Below are 12,791 nucleotides of genomic sequence, written 5' to 3' on the forward strand. Positions count from 1 at the left end.
TCTCCTTATGTATTTTTAATTAAATTTTTATGACAATAAACGTTGGATATGTAGAACTAGATAAACTCGTTCACTTTTATACAAATCAAGACCCGTATGTTGCGTAATCACATCATAGATCTTAGAACCAATCTCGAACGCTTTTGGATAGGATTGTTTAATATGATCTTCCATATCCAGAAGTGATTGGTTATCATCTCTAGATCTGTCTAAATAATCCAAGAAATAATTCAAATGAATCATAAAACGATCATAGAAATGATTATTCTCTTTGGTTCGTTGAATTGCATAACTCTTTAGTACTTCTTCGACATTCCTGAGAATTTCTTTCCTCTTATCAATCGACTCCACAAGTTCCACTTCATTTTCACCTTCGGCATTAATGAAATGATAACCAATCCGAATAATTTCATCCTCCGGGAAATGATCTGTCAACTTCTGACGATAGATTTCAAAAGCTTCCTTTGCGATTTGAAAAGCGACAGGATACTTATTGGAAATATCTGGCAGATTACTATCCTTGTACCGTCCTTGTGTTAGAGCTTGGTAAGAACAGTAAATATGATCTGTCAAGGTTACGTAGAGATACTCTTGAATCGGATAATGATATTTCTTAGAAAGCTTATCAATAATCTCATAAGTCACTGTGATAAAATCCAGCGGAACATCTTTGAGCAGAGCCATAAAATTTTCTCTGGACTCTTCTGTCTTCATCCGAAAGATTTTCTCAACCTGATTTTCAGCAATTAAGTCCCCCTTCTTCTTTCCGAATGCAATCCCCTTACCAATTACAATCACCTCTTCTCCTTTGTCATTTCTGACAAGTGAAACATTGTGATTCATTGGATTTAGAATTCGATACATGTCAACCTCCTTTTATATCTTAAAGGTATATGAGTATAAAAAATGACCACAAATGAACTAGAAAATCTTTTGATTTCTAATCCACCTGTGATCATGCCTAATATTACTTAGTAACACTCACCTTGTATTAACTTGTGATTTAAGTATAGCACAAGTAAGTTTTTTTGTAAACCTTTACATTCAACTTTTTTTAATTTTTTTTAGATCAATGTTCCTAAGATTAGGGGGAAAACTTATACACGTTCAGTCCATGAAGTCGCTGTTGTTTGAAGAACCTTGTTGAGTTCGTCAATGTTCTCAAATCCAGTTGTACGCAACCACTCACGAGCTGCTGCTTCACCGTCTTTGATGTAGGCTTCAACTGATCCAGCCCAGGTTGCACGGCCACAAAGAACGCCGTTGAAGTTTGCGCCTGATTCGTGGGCAAAGACAAGTGTTTCTTGGAAGAGTTTGGCTGATACACCTGCACTCAAGTAGATATATGGCAAGTTAGTCGCTTCATCTTGTGCTTTGAAGAAAGCTGCTGCTTCTTCGCGTGTATGCACGATTTTACCATCACCAAAGCCTTCAACGTATTTAACATTGACTGGAACTTCTACTTTCAAGACATCGATGTTAAAGCGTGGGTCTGAGAAGACCTTCATAGCACCAATAACCTTGTGTGGTTTCACTTTGGCGTATTCTGCAGAACCTGCGTCCGCAATCTTTTCATCGTAAGCCAAGATTTCAAGGAAGAATGGAATGTCTTCCGCCACACACTCAGAACCGATGCGTTCGATGTAAGCTTGTTTTTGTTGGTTGAGTTCGTCAGAGCTATCTACGTCATAGTAAAGCAAGAACTTGACAGCATCAGCGCCTTGTTCTTTGATGCGTTTTGCAGACCAAACATCCAAGCAGTCTGGCAAGCGTTTGGTGCTAGTTGTGTCGTATCCAGTTTTCTCATAAGCAAGGAGAAGGCCGGCGTTGGCATCAAGCGCTTTTGTAGCTGGAAGTCCATACTCAGGGTCAAGGAGCATAGATGATGCGTATTTTGTTAATTCATCTGCTACCAATACTTTGAGTTCTTCCATTTGAGCCACTGTTGGCTCTTCTGTTTGGTATTGAGCCATGAGGCGTTTCAAAGCACCACGTTGGTCAAAGGCAAGAGCTGAGATAATGCCATTTTCGTCTGAAAGTTTTTGCAAGCAAGCGCGTTTATTTTCTGTTAAAACCATTTTATACCTCTTTTACGATTAGTTGGTCGTATAGACCTTGATAGTTGGCCATATTGACATGACCTGTCATTTTTTCTTGAGCATTGAGCATACCAAGAACATTTGCCTTGATGAGGAGTTCTGCATCCGATTCTTTATGAAGAAGTCCTGACGAAATCCCTGCCACAGTAGAATCTCCAGATCCGACAGGATTAACTACCTGAATTCTTGGAATATCTACCTTGTAGAAAGTATCACCATGTTTTGCAAAAGCACCATTTGCACCAAGTGAAACGATAATCCACTCAATCCCTGCAAATAAAGGCTCTTGAAGAACTTCTTTTAATTCATCTAAATCCTCAGAAACTTCCCTGCCTAGAAGCTGAGACAATTCTTCGTTATTTGGTTTGATTACTGTTGGTTTATGTGGTGATTCAAGAACCGCCTGAAGGGCAGCACCTGAGCAGTCTAGAACAACTGGTTTTCCTGCGAGATTAGCAAGTTCTACTAAGCTTGCATAGTAGTCAACTGGAAGCCCAGCTGGAAGACTACCAGAGATGGCTACTACTTCCACAGTGTCAAGAAGATTTTCGAAATGAGCCAAGAAATCTTGCCCTTCTTGTTCCAGAACTTCGGGACCTTTTTCAAGGATTTCTGTTTGGTTTTCACCGTGTAGAATAGCGATACAGTTACGAGTCTCTCCTTGAATGGAGAAGAAACGTTTCGTTACTTTATCATCGATATGCTCTACTAAAAACTCACCAAGTTTACCACCGACCAAACCAGTAGCTGCAACAGAATCACCAAATTCTGAAAGAACTCGTGTAACATTGAGCCCTTTACCACCAGCTGTCTTGGTCACGTCCACCACACGGTTGACAGTGTCAATTTTCAATTCATCCAAAGGATAAGAAATATCAATGGATGGATTCATTGTGACTGTTAAAATCATGCGTCACCTCTTAGTCGTGGTATTCACCGCGATCCCATTTTTCAAGGAATTCTGTAAAGAAGTTTGCATCTGCTTGATGAGCATTGTGAGTTTCAACGTGCTCAATTTTCGCAATCAATTTTTTGTTTTCTTCTGATGGTTTGTATTCAGCATTGATGAAAGCTTCAATGATATCACACATGAGCAATTCACCAGTGATTTTACCACCAAAACCAATAACGTTGGCGTTCAATTGTTCTTTTGCATAAAGAGCTGTTGTCATATCACGAACCAAGGCAGAACGAACTCCTGGAACTTTATTTACAGCGTTGTTGATACCAACACCAGTACCACAGATACATACCCCAAGATCAGCTTGACCGCTTGTAACGGCTTCACCAACTTTTTTACCAAAGATTGGGTAGTGAGTACGTGTGTGGTCATAGGTACCAAAGTCGATGACTTCATATCCTTTTGATTTCAAAAATTCTGAAACCGCCATTTTTTCATCTGTTACGATGTGGTCACATCCAATTGCAATTCTCATTTTTAACTTACCTTTCTTACTGTAATCTAATTAGCACATTTTGTTCAACATATCAACACGAATTTGGTGACGACCACCATCGTATTTACCATTAACAAAACCTTTAGCAATGTTTTTGGCCAATTCGTCACCAACAAGTTGTGCACCCATAGTGATCATACGTGAGTTGTTGTGTCCACGAGTCATATAAGCTGAACGTTCGTCAGATACTTCTGCGGCAACCATTCCTTTGATTTTAGTTGCGACCATGAATGGACCAGCCCCATAAGCATCAATCACGATACCAAGGTTTTGTTCTTCTTTGTTTACTTCTGCAGCAACAGCAAGAGTCACATCAACAAAGTCTTGACCTTCAGCTGTAACATCCACAACGTGGAAGTTTTCTTTTTCCAAGAAGTCTTTCACAACTTCTTTCAATCTCAAACCTGCAGCATCTGCACCGATAACAATAGACATATTGTATACTCCTTTTTATTTTTCTAGGCTAGTAAAGACTTTTATAGTTAGCAGTTTACCTACAAAAGACTTTCTAGCAGTTTAGTGACAAATTTGATTGAATGAGATGAATATCACCTTATCCAAGTCCAGGAAATCAAGTTCCTAGAAAGAAACTTTCTCTGCGATAGAGAATATAACAAGTGATTATTTGTTTGTTACAAACATCATTTGTTGTTTACAAACATAATATACTCCTATTTATAGAAAAAGTCAACAGTAAATGTTTGTTTTTGTGGTTTTTTATCTAAAATATTTCAATATCAAAGCCAATCTGATCTACTTGACCAGGTTCTAGGAGACAAACATTCTTCTTATCTTCTAGATGATCTCCTTCTTCAAGAGATGTTGACAAGCCAGACCAAGGTTCAAAGGCAATGAAAGGTCCCTTATTCAAAGTTGACCAAATGATGAGATTTGAAAACTCTTGGAAATGTACTTTTAATCCCTTCTCATGTTTATGAGAACGAAGGGCAATTGTTCTGGATTGCAACTCATCCAAAGTCACTGCATCAATACTAAACAGATCGTAACTGAGGTCCACTTCCTTTTGTGAATCCAACCATGGACTTCTATCTTGGAAGTCTAACATTCCTGTTTCTGGGAAAGGACGGGGAACAGAGCAAGTCTCTTCTTTCTCAAACTCTAAATAGTAGTCTTCATAAGTTTCGCCATCAAGCAGAGGGCAATTAAAGCCTGGATGTCCACCAATAAAGTATGGCATGACCTTGCTAGTTTCTTTATTGAAGACTTTGTATTGAGTACGAACAGTCTTGCCAGTCACTAGATAAGTGATTTCAAGGCGGAAATGATAAGGATAGTTTTGATAAGTATTCTCATCATCTTCGATAGCAAAAGTAACACTGTTTTCTGTCTGTTCAACTAATTCAAATTCTTTTTTACGGACCAAACCATGGCGAGGAATGTTTCCTTTCGTCTCTGTTCCATCTGCATGACTGTAGAAGGCTGTATCTTCTCTTAAAGAGCCACAGATTGGAAAAAGTACTGGCGCTTGTCCACTCCAGTAAGTGGCATCTCCTCGCCACAAATACTCAATGCCTTCTCGGTCCTTGATTGACGACAAGGCGCCACCTAAGGTTTTAAACTGAACCGTTAACTGGTCTGATTTGATTTCAATTACCATAATGTTCTCCAACTATTTTTAGATTTTTATATAAAAAACTAGGTTGCCACTCCCAATGTAGGAAATTAACAACCTAGTTTTCACAATTTACATTTTATAGGAGCGAATTATTTAGCATTTGCTGCGTATTCTTCGTTACGTTTGATCATTTGTTTTCTATACCAAGCAAAGATACCTACATAGAATACAAGGAAGGCTGCTGCACCAAGGATTGCTTTGATATCACCTGTTGTAGCATTACCGATTGCCCAACCAAATAGTTTTTCAATTGGTCCTTCAAGAGTTGAGTGAGTAATCAATTGAGATTGGTTCACACCTTCTGGGAAGGCACCTACACCTTTAGCAAGTTCTGTTGCAAATGGAGCGATTAGAGTACCTGAAAGAAGGAAGAGTGGCAACAAGAGTGTTCCGAAGATAATCATACGGAGCAATTTACCACGTGTAACAACCAAGAGAGCTGGAGTCACACCCATAGCGATGATACCTGCAAGTGGCAAGATACCATTTCCGACGTTTGAAAGAAGCACAGCTTCTACTAGCATGATTGGAGCAAGTACGTTAGCACAAGCCCAGATTTCAGCACGACCAGCGATGAAAGGCCAGTCAAGACCGATGTTGAATTTACGTCCTTGAAGACGTTTAGTAGCAACGTTTGTAATACCTTGTGAAAGTGGTTCTACGGCTGCGATGAACCAAGATCCGATAAGTGAGAAGAGTTCCAAAGCCACACCGGCTGTCAAACCAAGAGACAACCAACCTTTAATAACTTCTTGCCAGTTTGCAGCATCTTTAAGTCCTTCAACAGGATGTGGAGTACCCATCAAACCGATAACAATACCTAGGATGAAACCGATGAAGAATTTAGATCCCCAGAAACCGATTTTTTTGTTCAATTTAGCAGCATCAAAGTCATATTTATCAAGGCCAGGGAAGAATTTTTCAAAAATCTTATCCAAAACCATGATAACTGGGTTCATCATGTAGTTCATGTGTGTTGAAGTCATTGGTGATGAACTTGGTGCATTAAGAAGGTCGTCGAATGTTGGTTTCATCAAGTCAGAGTTGATGATCTTCAAAACACCTACAAGGACAACTGCTGCAGTTGCGATGAAAAGTGAAACCCCTTGGCTAACTCCATTGTTGTCTGCGTACCATTTAATCAAAAGACCAGTGATTGACAAGTGCCAGATATCGAAGATATCAACGTCAAGTGTGTCTGTTTTCTTCATTGCAAGCATCGCAACGTTGACAATCAACATTACAAGCAAGAAGTAAAGTGTCCATGCAGAACCCCAAGTGATGGTAGCAAGTGGTGCCCAACCAACGTCAGTGATGTTCAATTGGATACCAGTGTTTTCAACGAATTTCGCAAGTGATGCTGAGAAAGCTCCATTGAGCATACCGATGATGGCACCAATACCAGTAAGAGCGATGGCAAGTTTAATACCACCTTCAAGCGCTTTGGAGAATTTCACTCCAAAAAGTAGGGCCAATACTGTCAAAATGATCAGCATGATGATTGGTCCACCCATATCCAAGATAGGTTTGAACAGCTTATTGGCTAGTTCGATAATGACATCCATAATAGTTCCTCCCGTTTTTTTTAGTTCTATGAATGTTAACAAGATAAAGAATAAATTAGCTTAGTCCGTGCTCTTTGATAGCTGCTTCAATATTGTCAAATACTGGAGCGCTCATCGCTGGAATACGGAACAAGATTGGTCCAGCTTCAATTACTGGAATACCTGGTTCAAAACCAAGGTCAGTTGCAGCGATTGGTGTAAAGATATCGTAACCTTTCATAAGGTCTTCGTTTACATCTTTCACCATGACTGCATCACAGTGAACATCATAACCACGGTTTGAAAGTTCTTCTTCTAGAGCACTTTTAATTTGGTGACTTGAGTTAACACCTGCACCGCAGGCAGCAAGAATTTTAATCATTTGGATTTCCTCCGATTTTATATTTTAATAGACAAGATTAAGCTGTTGCTTCAGCAATATAAGCATAAAGTTTTTCTGGTTCGGAAATTTTTGATAGATCTTCCAGATGTCCATTTCCTGTGAAAAAGTCCATCAACTGAGCCAGAATATTTGTTTGACTTGAACTTGAGTTGTTAATGATAAAGAAGAGTAGGGATACTTCTACTTCCTTATCAGGAGCTATCATATTGTGAAAAGTTACTGGTTTTTCTAATCGAACAACCACTACTTTCTCAGCTAGATTATGAACAATATCTGTATGAGGAATCGCTACATTTGGCAAGTCCTTACCTAGAAATTCCATATCTAAACCAGTTGGAAATGACTTTTCACGCGTGATCAAGGCTTCACGATAAGTTGGAGTTACAATTTCTCGTTCTTCCAACAAGCTTGCTACCTGATCAAAGAGTTGTTCTTGATTATCCGCTTCTAAGCAAAACACCAGGTCTTTGTCAAAGAACTGATCTAATCCCATAACATTTTCCCTTCTTTCAATTATCTTTTATGTAATAAGTATAACACTATATGAAATCGTTGTCAATAATTTTTTGTTTTTATTTTTGTTCTATTTTTTTTGTTAATTTTTTGTTTTCATTTAAAGAATACAATCAATATCAAACATTCTTGTTATAAAATACACAAAAAAAGAAGGCCCAAGCCTTCTTCTATTTCCTTACTTAATAGTAGATAAAATCTCTTCTAATTTATGGTAATCTTTTACACTATCAATTTCATAGATGCTATTTCCTTCTAATTCTTCGACATAGACATCTAATTCTTTGATATTATCCTTAACCATGTTGTCCCAGTAGAGATCAACAAATTCACCACTTTCGTAAGCTTTGTCAATAAAGCCAACAATCTTCTCAGCAGTTGGTGCATCCCAGAATGAAACTCCGCTCAGAATGCGACCAGCCTTGCTATCAACAATGATGTCTTGAACCTTGTAGTCATCACCGTAAACCAAGAACCACTCGTTGGTACAGTCTTCACGATAAACGCTAAAATAGGTAGAACGTTTAAGATCGTTTCGAAACATATTTTTGAAAAGATAGTTATCTGCATCGATGACGTAGCTGTTAGCCAAATCTTCTTTTACTAGATAAAGTGAGTAAAAGTTATTGTAATCAGCATACTTGTCGTTAAAGACCAAACGGACACCATATTTTTCTTTTAGATAGTCAAATTGTTCCTTGAGGTAACCGACAACGATGATAATCTCATCAATTCCTCTCTCTTTCAAAAACTCGATTTGGTATTCTACCAAGGGTTTTTGATTAACCTTAACCAAAGCTTTTGGGGTATTTTCAGTCATAGGACGCAGACGAGTTCCTAAGCCCGCCGCTAAAATAATCGCTTTCACACGAATCTCCTTTATTCTTTAATAATAATATAAACACCAGCCATAACAATAAGTGAAGTGATGATTGTCAGCATATCTAGCGGTGCACCCAAGAAAACAACTGCAAATAAGACAGTCCAAACTACATAGCTCACATTCAAACCTGTCGCTTTCGCAGGTTGTAAGCGATTAATGGCGATATAATAAGCTAAGTAGGAAATCATGTTAAAGGCCGCAAAGACAAGCAAGAGGCCTAGTAACTGCCCATCTGCCACTTCTGCAAATGAATGGTGTGAAAAGAGCACAATCACAAGATAGGACAAGAATGAGGTTACTTGTCGGATTAACAAGGCTTCAATTTCACTTAAATCACTTTCCATAGCATAGGAGCTGAGAACACTTTCACTCCCCCAGGCAATTGCACAGACAAGGGCACAAAGAATTCCAATGTAAAACGAGTTAACTTGTTCAACCTTGTAGGTTTGAGCAATGATCGCTGCAATAATCAAGAAAACACCAAATACTGTATTCTTTGAAACCTTGTGTTTCAAAATGAAGAAGGCCAGTAAAACTGAAACTGCTGGGTAAATAGCTGATACGGATGAAGCTAGAGAACTACCAATATATTTAACCGCATAAAGATTGGCTTGCATACCTATTGGTCCTGCTAGTAAAGCTCCGATTATAACACTCACATTTCGAATATTTAAGAAAATCGAGAGGCGAACTTTTCCTTCTTTTACCAAAAGAAAAGCTAACAAGATAAAGATACTCAAGAAATCATGAGCAGCAGCCACCACAAAAGGTGAAAGATTTGTAAAAATTGAAAAGATGTAAGCACTAATCGTTAGACCTAATCCCCAGAAGATACCAGAGAGCAGACCAAAAGAAACACCATTTTTATTCTTCATCCTAACCTCCATAATAAGTCAAACCTTCGACAGCTCTTTGGTAACGGTTGACACCGTAATCTCCAAAGTCAGCTCCTTGAGCTTCTTTGTACACTGTCCACAAACTCCAGATAGTATCTTGCAAGATTTTATAGATACGAATCTTCTCACGTGATACATGCGTTTTTTCACTTTCATAGTAGGAAAGGAAATCATCCTCCTCTTGCTTTGTAAATTCAGACTCTAAGAAAAGTGCTGCCAAGTCCCACATTGGATCATTCATAGAAGAGTATTCCCAGTCAATCAAATACAAGCGACCTTGAGGTGACTCGATAAAGTTTTCTGGTACCAGATCGATATGACAGGACTTTCTATCAACACCCAAATCAGCCAATCTCTTTTCTAGTGAAAATACATCTTTTCTTACAGCTTCATAGTTTTCATAAGGGATAGGTCCCTCAATCAAGGATTCATATTTGCTGATTTCCTCAAAGGGAGCAAATTCTCCTCTTAATTCTTTCCCTGAAGCATGGATGGTTTGTAAAATTGGTGCAATCTTTTCAAACTTGGACTTGATAGATGTTGAATCAAGAGTTACTGCCGATTCGATGTATTCATTTACTTTAATCCCTGACTCTATATCAAAGAGGTAATTTTTAACATCTAAATCTAAATCCTCTAAAAGTTCAAGATTGTACTTTTCATTTTGACGATTGATGAGTTTTTCAGTCCCTTTACCAAAAAATTTCACAATATACTGTTTGTTGGTTGTTTTAACCAAATAGTTTTGGTTGGTCATGCCTCCCAACTGTTCAACACTGAGTACTTCCTCTTCATCAGATAGTAAAGAAGAAATTTTTTCTTTGATGAGTTTCTCCACAATTAACCTCCATCTTCTACACTTCCCACTTAAATACTGTTTTGAAAGCAGTATTAAGGTCTGTAGCAAAGACACGATGAATGTCCTTGATTTCTCTCACAGGCTCTTCAACATAAAGGATATTCTTCAGACGATTCGCAAACTTTTTAACTTCCATCATTTGAATGGCCTTCTCAAAATCGACGCGTCCTGAACGAGACGATCCCACTAATAACAATCCTTTTTCCAAAGCATCTCGTGTATTGATATTAACCTTGTATTCGCTCACTCCCATCATGAGAATCGTTCCCTGTGGACGAATATAGCGAATCAAGTCATTGATAGCCGGACCTGTACCATCGCCACCGCAACACTCAAATCCATGATCAAAGGTCAAATCCTCTGGGATATTATCCGTAATGTAGCACTCTTTTGCAAAAGAGAAGAGCTCTAGTTTTTCCCAATGGCGACCAAAGACGATAATCTCTGCTTCTGGCAAGGTATAATTGATAATATTTGCAACAACAAAGGCCAAACTACCATCTCCGATAACAGCGATACGCTCTCGCTTACTATGAGCGAGATGCAAGAAACGATCCATGGCATGCATACCAACACTCACAAACTCAGTAATGGCTGCAACTGTGTCCTCAATGTCATTATAAGACACAACACGATCTTTTGGTAGAGAGACAAATTCTCTCGTAAAGCCATCATAGCCACTAGATAGGAAGTAGGTTCCTGTCATGTAGTTCTCGTAGAACTCCTTGTCACTCTGCATAGGCGGTTGATTTGGAATCATGACCACCTTTTGACCGACTTCATAAGTCCCAGTCGGATCTGAAATAACAGTTCCACAAGACTCGTGAATCATGGCCATAGGAAGCTTTTTAGCCAATACCTTTGGATCACGCTTCCCTTGATAGTAACGTTGATCCGCATGACAAACCGCCATATAATTTGGACGAATCAGGATATGATTCTCCTGATCAATGTCCTCTTCTTGGTATTTTACATTGATAAACTTTGGTTTTGTCAGTTGATAAATTTGATTAATCATAGCCTTAGTCTTTCTCAATCATGCTTTTCGCGATTTTCAAGTCTGTCACAGTTGTGATTTTAAGGTTTGAATATTCCCCTTTAGCTAGGGCAACGTCTTTCCCTTTGATAACAAAAATCTTACATGCATCCGTCAGGATTTCCTTTTCTTTATCAGATAGGGATCCATACAAGTCCATGAAATCCTTGCATCGGAAGGTTTGAGGTGTTTGTCCTTGATATAGGTGAGCACGATTTGGAATATCAGTGATAAATTGACCATTGGTACTTTCAACAATGGTATCAACCGCTTCTACTACTGTGTCAACCGCATCATGATCTTGAGCAAGTTTGATATTATCCTGAATCATGCGAAGTGTGATAAAGGGGCGAACAGAGTCGTGGGTAACCACGATATCTTCTGGAGTGATTGGACGATAGGCATTAATGGCTTCTATAATCTTCTCGATACTGGTATTGCGATCAGCCCCACCTTTGGTAATGATGATGCGATCCTTGTGGAGAGAAAGATACTTGTCAACTAGGTCCTCAGCGTGTGACACCCAGTCTCCATGAACTCCAACTACAATTTTTTCAATACTTGGTTCCAAAACAAATTTTTCGATTGTGTGGATCAAAATAGGTCGATCACCCAACTCCAAGAATTGTTTTGGTAAATTACTGATTCCCATGCGTGTGCCAGTTCCTCCGGCTAGGATTCCTGCATAGATCATTTATATTCTCCTTTAGTTTATTCTAAAAAACTCATTACCATCTATTATATCACAATCTGCCTCCATCATGAAGAAAAGATAGAGCACCATTTAGTTGAACTAACACACTATTTATCGTAAAAAGTGAACAATGTGTTACTAAATCTGGACAGACCATAACAAATTAAGAAATAAAATTAGGTTATCCTCTATATTTCCTGCTTAACGTTCGGTTAACATAGAGTTCTCTAGAATATAATAGAATCCTTAAAGAAAACTTAAATGAAATTTATTTGTTTCGCAAAGAATACCAGGTGTGCATAGTAAATTTCTTAAAAGTTGTTTAAGGGACTCATTATAAAAGTTCATATATCTAATGAATTAAACAAATAATAGACTTTTGCACCTAAAATTGATAAAATAAAAAAGGAAAATAATAGAAAAAGGAAACTGTAAACCGCCATGATAAACATGCAAAACATGATGCGCCAAGCACAAAAACTTCAAAAACAAATGGAACAGAGCCAAGCAGAACTCGCTGCCATGGAATTTGTTGGAAAATCAGCTCAGGACCTTGTCCAAGCAACCCTAACTGGAGACAAAAAAGTTGTCAGCATTGACTTCAACCCAGCAGTTGTAGATCCAGAAGATCTCGAAACCCTTTCTGACATGACTGCGCAAGCAATTAACGCTGCTCTTGAACAAATTGATGAAACGACTAAGAAGAAACTAGGAGCTTTCGCTGGAAAATTGCCTTTCTAATCCACAAAAAAAGAGAAACAGATGTTTCTC

The 12,791-nt window shown here is 38.4% G+C and carries 15 protein-coding genes; 1 reads left to right on the forward strand and 14 read right to left on the reverse strand.

What is annotated here, in order from left to right; genetic code table 11:
* Positions 1 to 27 precede the first annotated feature (27 nt).
* The 14 genes from SOR_RS05295 to SOR_RS05360 all read right to left on the reverse strand — a co-directional run bounded on the left by SOR_RS05295 (position 28) and on the right by SOR_RS05360 (position 12,020).
* Positions 28 to 864 (reverse strand): PRD domain-containing protein, encoded by an 837-nt coding sequence (locus SOR_RS05295; protein ID WP_000285729.1) that lies wholly within the window; start codon positions 862 to 864, stop codon positions 28 to 30.
* Between the two features lie 233 nt (positions 865 to 1,097).
* Positions 1,098 to 2,078: a tagatose-bisphosphate aldolase gene (gene lacD, locus SOR_RS05300; RefSeq protein ID WP_000244540.1), complete on the reverse strand. Its 981-nt coding sequence runs from the start codon at positions 2,076 to 2,078 to the stop codon at positions 1,098 to 1,100.
* A 1-nt stretch (position 2,079) separates the two neighbouring features.
* Positions 2,080 to 3,009: a tagatose-6-phosphate kinase gene (locus SOR_RS05305; RefSeq protein ID WP_000604256.1), complete on the reverse strand. Its 930-nt coding sequence runs from the start codon at positions 3,007 to 3,009 to the stop codon at positions 2,080 to 2,082.
* A 10-nt stretch (positions 3,010 to 3,019) separates the two neighbouring features.
* Complete coding sequence (gene lacB / locus SOR_RS05310; protein WP_001216921.1) at positions 3,020 to 3,535, reverse strand: galactose-6-phosphate isomerase subunit LacB; 516 nt, start codon at positions 3,533 to 3,535, stop codon at positions 3,020 to 3,022.
* Between the two features lie 30 nt (positions 3,536 to 3,565).
* A complete protein-coding gene (gene lacA / locus SOR_RS05315) occupies positions 3,566 to 3,991 on the reverse strand; it encodes a galactose-6-phosphate isomerase subunit LacA (RefSeq protein WP_000029277.1) in 426 nt (141 codons plus the stop codon).
* A 286-nt stretch (positions 3,992 to 4,277) separates the two neighbouring features.
* The gene (locus SOR_RS09960) at positions 4,278 to 5,174 is read right to left on the reverse strand and encodes an aldose 1-epimerase family protein (protein ID WP_000234159.1); all 897 of its coding nucleotides are present in this window, start codon (positions 5,172 to 5,174) and stop codon (positions 4,278 to 4,280) included.
* 107 nt (positions 5,175 to 5,281) lie between these two features.
* Positions 5,282 to 6,757 carry a PTS galactitol transporter subunit IIC gene (locus tag SOR_RS05325; RefSeq protein ID WP_000382516.1) on the reverse strand — a complete coding sequence of 492 codons (1,476 nt, stop codon included), beginning with the start codon at positions 6,755 to 6,757 and terminating at the stop codon, positions 5,282 to 5,284.
* A 55-nt stretch (positions 6,758 to 6,812) separates the two neighbouring features.
* Positions 6,813 to 7,118, reverse strand: coding sequence for a PTS sugar transporter subunit IIB (locus SOR_RS05330; RefSeq protein WP_000590563.1), 306 nt, complete (start codon positions 7,116 to 7,118; stop codon positions 6,813 to 6,815).
* A gap of 37 nt (positions 7,119 to 7,155) precedes the next feature.
* Positions 7,156 to 7,632, reverse strand: a complete 477-nt coding sequence (locus SOR_RS05335; protein WP_000522014.1) for a PTS sugar transporter subunit IIA — start codon at positions 7,630 to 7,632, stop codon at positions 7,156 to 7,158.
* A gap of 198 nt (positions 7,633 to 7,830) precedes the next feature.
* Entirely contained in the window at positions 7,831 to 8,520 is a 690-nt protein-coding gene (locus SOR_RS05340) for a sugar phosphate nucleotidyltransferase (RefSeq protein WP_000643951.1), read from the reverse strand.
* An 11-nt stretch (positions 8,521 to 8,531) separates the two neighbouring features.
* A complete protein-coding gene (locus SOR_RS05345) occupies positions 8,532 to 9,410 on the reverse strand; it encodes a DMT family transporter (RefSeq protein ID WP_000791841.1) in 879 nt (292 codons plus the stop codon).
* Position 9,411: 1 nt separating this feature from the next.
* A complete protein-coding gene (locus SOR_RS05350) occupies positions 9,412 to 10,269 on the reverse strand; it encodes a phosphotransferase family protein (RefSeq protein WP_000413086.1) in 858 nt (285 codons plus the stop codon).
* Positions 10,270 to 10,285: 16 nt separating this feature from the next.
* Positions 10,286 to 11,308, reverse strand: coding sequence for a ribitol-5-phosphate dehydrogenase (locus SOR_RS05355; protein WP_000609913.1), 1,023 nt, complete (start codon positions 11,306 to 11,308; stop codon positions 10,286 to 10,288).
* Between the two features lie 4 nt (positions 11,309 to 11,312).
* On the reverse strand, positions 11,313 to 12,020 hold the full coding sequence (locus SOR_RS05360; protein ID WP_000638517.1) for an IspD/TarI family cytidylyltransferase: 708 nt from the start codon (positions 12,018 to 12,020) through the stop codon (positions 11,313 to 11,315).
* Between the two features lie 441 nt (positions 12,021 to 12,461).
* Here SOR_RS05360 and SOR_RS05365 point away from each other — a divergent pair, with 441 nt between their 5' ends.
* On the forward strand, positions 12,462 to 12,761 hold the full coding sequence (locus SOR_RS05365) for a YbaB/EbfC family nucleoid-associated protein (protein ID WP_041170816.1): 300 nt from the start codon (positions 12,462 to 12,464) through the stop codon (positions 12,759 to 12,761).
* Positions 12,762 to 12,791 lie beyond the last annotated feature (30 nt).

This window comes from Streptococcus oralis Uo5 (assembly GCF_000253155.1).
Lineage (GTDB): Bacteria > Bacillota > Bacilli > Lactobacillales > Streptococcaceae > Streptococcus > Streptococcus oralis_L.

Bases quoted from the DNA above. Each gene is read 5' to 3' on its own strand.
- SOR_RS05365 (WP_041170816.1), top strand. From the start codon at position 12,462: ATGATAAACATGCAAAACATGATGCGCCAAGCACAAAAACTTCAAAAA.
- SOR_RS05325 (WP_000382516.1), bottom strand. From the start codon at position 6,757: ATGGATGTCATTATCGAACTAGCCAATAAGCTGTTCAAACCTATCTTG.
- SOR_RS05360 (WP_000638517.1), bottom strand. From the start codon at position 12,020: ATGATCTATGCAGGAATCCTAGCCGGAGGAACTGGCACACGCATGGGA.
- lacD (WP_000244540.1), bottom strand. From the start codon at position 2,078: ATGGTTTTAACAGAAAATAAACGCGCTTGCTTGCAAAAACTTTCAGAC.
- SOR_RS05305 (WP_000604256.1), bottom strand. From the start codon at position 3,009: ATGATTTTAACAGTCACAATGAATCCATCCATTGATATTTCTTATCCT.
- SOR_RS09960 (WP_000234159.1), bottom strand. From the start codon at position 5,174: ATGGTAATTGAAATCAAATCAGACCAGTTAACGGTTCAGTTTAAAACC.
- lacB (WP_001216921.1), bottom strand. From the start codon at position 3,535: ATGAGAATTGCAATTGGATGTGACCACATCGTAACAGATGAAAAAATG.
- SOR_RS05330 (WP_000590563.1), bottom strand. From the start codon at position 7,118: ATGATTAAAATTCTTGCTGCCTGCGGTGCAGGTGTTAACTCAAGTCAC.
- SOR_RS05335 (WP_000522014.1), bottom strand. From the start codon at position 7,632: ATGGGATTAGATCAGTTCTTTGACAAAGACCTGGTGTTTTGCTTAGAA.
- SOR_RS05355 (WP_000609913.1), bottom strand. From the start codon at position 11,308: ATGATTAATCAAATTTATCAACTGACAAAACCAAAGTTTATCAATGTA.
- lacA (WP_000029277.1), bottom strand. From the start codon at position 3,991: ATGTCTATTGTTATCGGTGCAGATGCTGCAGGTTTGAGATTGAAAGAA.
- SOR_RS05345 (WP_000791841.1), bottom strand. From the start codon at position 9,410: ATGAAGAATAAAAATGGTGTTTCTTTTGGTCTGCTCTCTGGTATCTTC.
- SOR_RS05295 (WP_000285729.1), bottom strand. From the start codon at position 864: ATGTATCGAATTCTAAATCCAATGAATCACAATGTTTCACTTGTCAGA.